Source organism: Microbacterium sp. (assembly GCF_052099035.1).
In the GTDB taxonomy this organism is placed as follows: domain Bacteria; phylum Actinomycetota; class Actinomycetes; order Actinomycetales; family Microbacteriaceae; genus Microbacterium.
This window is the reverse complement of the sequence record NZ_JBQDSX010000126.1, coordinates 1-4,351: the sequence shown is the minus strand read 5'-3', so window position 1 is coordinate 4,351 and position 4,351 is coordinate 1. Positions and strand designations below refer to the sequence as shown.

The following is a 4,351-nucleotide window of genomic DNA, read 5'->3' as shown; positions in this document are numbered from 1 at the left end:
TCGAGCATCACCGGCTCGTGCCGTCCGACGCCAGCGACCTGCACGTGGTGATGTATGTTCCGGTGGGTGCGACGGCGCACGCCACCGCCTGAGAGGGGAGAATCAATGACGAACGAAGAGTGTGTGCTTCAGATCGAGGCCGCGGGCGCGAGCCTCGTGATCGACGCCTCCGGATCCGTGCCGCGCGTGCTGCACTGGGGCGCCGCGCTCGGCGCGCTCGAGCCCGACGCCGCTCGCGCGCTGCGCACGGCGTCGACGGCCGCCGTGCTGCACGACTCTCCCGACGTGCCCCGGGCGTCCCGGACCACCCGTCGTACTCGGCGGGTGGTCCGGGACGCCCGGTCAGGAGGGATCGATCGGCGGAGCGGACGTCATGCACCGACCCGCGCTCACGGACGCGCGCGTCGACGGATCCGCGATCCTGCTGCGCTTCGAAGATCGCCTCGCGGGCCTCGTCATCGACGCGGCGTACCGTATGGATCCGCACGGCGTGCTCGCCGTCGACCTCGCGGCGACGCGCGACGGATCGCTCGCGGGCGACGACGCACCATACGCCCTCGAGCGGCTACGGGCACTGCTGCCCGTGCCCGAGCGAGCCAGCGAGCTGCTTGACTTCACGGGCAAGTGGTGCCGGGAGCGCGCGCCGCAGCGCGGCCCCGTGCGCGGCGGCAGCCACGTGCGCCGCGGCCGCCGCGGCAAGCCCGGCCAGGACAACCCGTTCCTGATGGCGCTCGGAACCCCGAATCTCGGTTTCCGTCGCGGCGAGGTCTGGGCGTGCCACTACGGGTGGAGCGGCGATGCCGAATACCTCGTCGAGAGCCTTCCCGAGGGGGCGGGCGGATTCGCGACCGTGCTCGGCGCAGGCGAGGCGCTGCGGCACGGCGAGGTGTCGCTCGCCGAGGGGGAGCGGTACGAGGCGCCGACCGCCTACTTCGTCTGGTCGGACGAGGGCCTCGACGGCATGGCGCACCGATTCCACGGGCACGTGCGTTCGCGCGCGGTGCACCCGCAGCGCCCGCGTCCGCTCGTGCTGAATACGTGGGAGGCCGTGTACTTCGCGCACGATCTCGACCGGCTGACCGCGCTCGCGCGAGCCGGGGCGGCGGTGGGCGTCGAACGCGTCGTGCTCGATGATGGCTGGTTCCGGGGGCGCCGCGCCGATGACGCGGGTCTCGGCGACTGGCAGATCGACGAGCGCGTATGGCCCGACGGGCTCGATCCGTTCGTCGATGTCGTGCGCGCCGAGGGCATGCAGTTCGGCCTCTGGTTCGAGCCCGAGATGGTCAATCTCGACTCCGACCTCGCGCGGGAGCACCCCGACTGGATCCTCGGTCCGCGTGCCGGCCTCGGCCCCGCCGCGCGCCACCAGTACGTGCTCGACGTCGCGAATCCGGCGGCGTACGCGTATCTGCTCGAGGCGATCGCGGGGCTCGTCGAGAGGTACCGGATCGATTTCATCAAGTGGGACCACAACCGCGAGCTGCTCGAGCCCGTCACCCGCCGCACCGACACGCAGCGGCCCGCGGTGCACGCGCAGACGCGTGCGCTGTACGCGTTGCTCGACGAGCTCGGCTCCCGGTTCCCCGACCTCGAGATCGAGACCTGCGCGTCCGGCGGCGGCCGCGCCGACCTCGGCATCCTGGGCCGCGCCTCGCGCCTCTGGGCATCGGACTGCAACGACCCGGTCGAGCGCGCCCGCATCGAGCGCTGGACGCGGCTCATCGTGCCGCCCGAGCTCATCGGCTCGCACATCGGCGACGAGCTGTCGCATACGACCGGGCGCCGCACCGACCTGTCGCTGCGCCTCGCCACGACGCTGTTCGCGCACTCGGGCATCGAGGCCGATATCACGCGCCTGCCGCAGCACGACATCGCGGCGATCTCGGCGTGGTCGCAGCTGTACCGCGAGATCCGCGGGATCGTCCGCACGGGCGAGGTCGTCAACGCCGACCTGCCGGACGACGCCGCGCTCACGGGCGTGGTCGCAGCCGACGGCTCTCGGGCTCTGTACACCTGGATGCGCTTCACCACGACCGAGGCCGGGCAGCCCGGAGTCGTGCCGTTCCCCGGTGTCGACCCGAGCGCGGCCTACCGCGTGCGCGTGGGCACGGAGCTGGGGCCCGCGCGGCGCATCGGCATCGCGGATCCGGAGTGGGTGACCCAGGCGGAGGGCGACGGTATCACGCTCCCGGGCTCGGTGCTGGCGACCGTGGGCGTGCCTCTGCCGGCTCTCGCGCCGCAGCAGGCCGTGCTGTTCGACCTTGAGCGGGTATAGCCGAGCGTCAGACGCGGGCCGAGGGACGTCGGGCAGTGGCGGCCACGTAGCGCCCCGGGCGATGGTTGAACGCGATCACGAGGTTCATGGTGACGACGCCGAGGGCCGAGGCCGCGACGACGAGCCAGGTCGAGGTCGCGATGGACGCGGCCACGACCGCGGCGTCGCCGACCATCATCACGTATCCCGCGCGCCACCCGAGCTTGTCCTGCAGGATGAGGCCGACGATGTTGAACCCGCCCATGCTGGCGCCGTGGCGGAACAGGATGATGACGCCGACCGAGGCGACGACCGACCCGATCACCGCTGCGTAGAACGGGTTCAGCGTGATCTCGCCGAGTGCCCCGATGCCGGGGAGCGCGTGGAACGAGGCGAACACCGACACGAGCGCGATCGCGAGGGCACTGCGCAGCACGAAGCCCCACCCCTTGCTGCGGATCGCGAGCAGGAAGAACGGCAGGTTGATCGCGAGGAACAGCACGCCGAACGGGGCGGGCGTCGTGTAGTCGAGCAGCAGCGTGAGTCCGGCCGTGCCGCCGGTGACGACGCCGCCCGCGCGCAGCAGGAACAGGCCGACCGAGACGACGATGGTGCCGCAGAGAATGCCGAGCACATCGTCGGCGACGGAGTGTGTCGGCGCGGGGTGGGGGACGGGGATCTCTGAAGTCACACCTTCGATCTTCTTGACAGATTCAGAAATGCGCAAGCGAGATCGAGAAGATTGAGCATATTGACGGCTCTCATGGTGGGCATGAGAGCGATTACCGCAATGCCTCTGAACCAGTCGACGGCGATCTCCGTCACCAGCGTCCTCTCGCTCTGGGCTGCGTGCCCTGTCCCGCCGTCGCCCGCCTCACGGCGACGGCGTACCGCCGTTGACGTTGAGCGTCTCGCCGATCACATAGCTCGATTCCGGCGAGGTGAGGAAGACATAGGCGGGTGCGAGCTCGGTCGGCTGCCCTGCTCGACCCAGCGGGGTGCTCTTGCCGAACTTGGGGAGCGCCTCCTTGGGCTGCCCGTCCGAGACTTGCAACGGGGTCCAGATCGGTCCCGGGGCCACCGCGTTGACGCGAATGCCGCGGGGCGCGAGCGACTGCCCCAGCCCCTTCGTGAAGTTGTTGATCGCCGCCTTCGTTGAGGCGTAGTCGAGCAACTGGGTGGAGGGCTGGTAGGCCTGGATCGATGTCGTGTTCACGATCGTCGAGCCGGGCGGCATGTGCGCGACGGCCGCTTTCGAGATCCGGTAGATCGCGTGGATGTTCGTCTCGAACGTCGCGGTCCACTGCTCGTCCGACAGGTCGGCAATGTCTTCGACGGCGATCTGCCGACCCGCGTTGTTGACGAGAGCGTCGAGGCCGCCGAGCGCATCCACGGCTCGCGCGACCAGCTCCTCGCAGAACGCACGGTCGGAGATATCGCCGGGGATCAGGACGGCACGGCGGCCTGATCCCTCGATGATCGCCTTGATCTCCTGCGCGTCCTCCTCCTCGGCTGGGAGGTAGGACAGCGCGATGTCGGCGCCCTCGCGAGCGAAGGCGATCGCGATCGCCGCCCCGATTCCCGAGTCCGCGCCGGTGACGAGGCACTTCCGGCCCATGAGGCGTCCGGTCCCGCGATAGGAGTCCTGGCCGCGGTCGGTCTGCGGGATGAGCTCCGTGTCGAGACCTGGCTCGGACTGATGTTGCTTCGGCGGCGAAATCTCCGGAAAGCGCGTCACCGGATCCTGAAAGGTCAGCTGGTCGTTCGTCTCGTTCTCGAACAAGACGTTCCTCCTTCGTGCGTCGGCATTGTGGTCGCGTGGCCCCTGTACGCGCGGAGGACGAACACGGTTCCGCGGCGCCTGACGAGGTCGATGGGGACGTGCAGGGCGGGATCCGCCACGGTCCCGACGTTCACAGTCCGCTTGCCTTGCCGGGCCAGAGCGCGCATATCCTCTCCTCTGATCCTGGGACGTCTCGCCCCACACTCCGCGCGGGCCGCTGCCGCGGCAAGGGCCTGGATTCGTCGGCGATCCTGGCGTATTTAGCCTGGATCCACCGATTGAGGGTGAGTTGGGGTCGGCGCGTTAAACGGAGA

General features: G+C 70.0%; 3 protein-coding genes. 1 reads left to right on the top strand and 2 read right to left on the bottom strand.

Going from position 1 to position 4,351, the window contains the following annotated elements; genetic code table 11:
* Positions 1 to 373: 373 nt before the first annotated feature.
* On the top strand, positions 374 to 2,275 hold the full coding sequence (locus tag ACTIAO_RS17160; RefSeq protein WP_441869455.1) for an alpha-galactosidase: 1,902 nt from the start codon (positions 374 to 376) through the stop codon (positions 2,273 to 2,275).
* Between the two features lie 7 nt (positions 2,276 to 2,282).
* Here ACTIAO_RS17160 and ACTIAO_RS17155 read toward each other — a convergent pair whose 3' ends face one another.
* Positions 2,283 to 2,945, bottom strand: a complete 663-nt coding sequence (locus ACTIAO_RS17155) for a YitT family protein (protein WP_245563282.1) — start codon at positions 2,943 to 2,945, stop codon at positions 2,283 to 2,285.
* A 183-nt stretch (positions 2,946 to 3,128) separates the two neighbouring features.
* Entirely contained in the window at positions 3,129 to 4,037 is a 909-nt protein-coding gene (locus tag ACTIAO_RS17150; protein ID WP_029153441.1) for an SDR family oxidoreductase, read from the bottom strand.
* Positions 4,038 to 4,351: the final 314 nt, after the last annotated feature.

Excerpts from the sequence above, each read along its gene's own strand:
- ACTIAO_RS17160 (WP_441869455.1), top strand. The coding sequence starts at position 374 with ATGCACCGACCCGCGCTCACGGACGCGCGCGTCGACGGATCCGCGATC.